Genomic DNA, 1,579 nt, shown 5'->3' with positions numbered 1-1,579 from the left:
GTGGCGCGAATCGAACCTGTTCAGTGCGCGCGAACGTGCCTGCCTGGCGTGGACCGACGCACTTACCCACCTGCCTGCGCAGGGGGTTGCGGACGACGTGTATGAGCGCGTGCGCGGCCAGCTGTCCGAACAGGAAATCGTCGATCTGACCTACGCGGTGATGGCGATCAATGCCTGGAACCGCGCCAACGTCGCCTTCCGTACGCAACCCGGCTCGCTGGACCAGGCCTTTGGCCTGGACAAGGCCGGTCTGGCCTGAGCGTCGACTGCCCCTTTCCGCTTGGAGACCTGCCATGCGTTCTCTCTGTTCCCTGGCGCTGCTGGCCCTGCTGCCGTTGACCAGCATCGCCGCCACGCCGCCGCCCACCGCACCCGAGCCCATCGTGCGCGAGGTCATGACCCGTCCGTTGCCGGAACAGCCGGGCAAGGAAGCACTGATCCTGACGGTGCAGTACCCACCCGGCGGCGCCGATCCCGTGCACCGGCACGACGCCCACGGCTTCGTCTATGTGCTGCAGGGCCGCATCGTGATGGGCGTGGCCGGCGGCCGCGAGGTCACCCTCGGCCCGGGGGAGGCCTTCCATGAAGGCCCGGACGATCTGCACACCGTCGGCCGCAATGCCAGCCAGACCGAGCCGGCGACATTCGTCGTGTTCCTGATCAAGGACATCGGCAAGCCGGCGGTACTGCCACCACGCTGACCGCCTCCGGTCCGGGGCAGTGCCCGCCACTCCCACAGGTCCGCCGGTGTCACAATCGGCGGACCTGTCCCGTCTCTGCTGGCATGGACGACCCCACCGTACTGTTCACCCGACTACGCCCGCGCCTGTTCGGCGTGGCCTACCGCATGCTCGGCTCCTCGCACGAGGCCGAGGACGTGGTGCAGGATGTCTGGCTGCGCTGGCATGGCGCCAACCAGCAGGACATCGAGAACGCCGAAGCCTGGCTGGTGGCCACCACCACCCGCCGCGCCATCGATGGCCTGCGCCTGGCGCGGCGCACGCGGGAGCACTATGTCGGCATGTGGCTGCCCGAGCCGCTGCTCACCGAAGACACCGGCACACCCGAGTACATGCTGGAAACGGCCAGTGATCTGTCGGTGGCCTTCCTCAACGTGCTGGAGCGGCTGGCACCGGACGCGCGTGCCGCGTTCCTGCTGCACGATGTGTTCGACCAGGATTACGACGTGGTGGCACGCACGCTGGACAAGACCGAAGCCGCCTGCCGGCAGATCGTGCACCGCGCACGCCTGCAGCTGCGGCAGGAGCGACCGCGCTACAACGTGCCGCAGGACGTGCACCAGAAACTGATGCGGCGTTTCGCAGAGGCCATCGCCAATGGCGACTTCGGGACGATGAAAACCCTGATGGCCGAATCGGCCGTGCTGATCGGCGATGGCGGCGGCATCGTCACCAGCTTCCCGAAACCGATGGTCGGCGGCGCACGCATCGCACAGCTGCTGTACGCCCCGCACCTGCGGCGCAAGGACCAGCTGCGGATGGTGCCGAGCATGATCAATGGCCGACTGGGGCTGCTGCGCTACTTCGACGACGTGCTGGAATCGGCAATGGCCTTCGAT

Annotated in this window: 2 protein-coding genes and 1 pseudogene; all 3 read left to right on the top strand. The window is 67.6% G+C overall.

Going from position 1 to position 1,579, the window contains the following annotated elements; genetic code table 11:
- A pseudogene (locus tag DBR20_RS00415) lies at window positions 1–259 on the top strand (carboxymuconolactone decarboxylase family protein); the annotation flags it as partial.
- Between the two features lie 34 nt (window positions 260–293).
- The gene (locus DBR20_RS00410) at window positions 294–701 is read left to right on the top strand and encodes a cupin domain-containing protein (protein ID WP_049466772.1); all 408 of its coding nucleotides are present in this window, start codon (window positions 294–296) and stop codon (window positions 699–701) included.
- Window positions 702–784: 83 nt separating this feature from the next.
- The coding region (gene sigJ / locus DBR20_RS00405; RefSeq protein ID WP_108264789.1) for an RNA polymerase sigma factor SigJ at window positions 785–1,579 on the top strand (795 nt) is incomplete at its 3' end.

This window comes from Stenotrophomonas sp. HMWF023 (assembly GCF_003060985.1).
Taxonomy (GTDB): Bacteria; Pseudomonadota; Gammaproteobacteria; order Xanthomonadales; family Xanthomonadaceae; genus Stenotrophomonas; species Stenotrophomonas lactitubi.
This window is presented reverse-complemented; position numbering and strand designations above follow the sequence as displayed.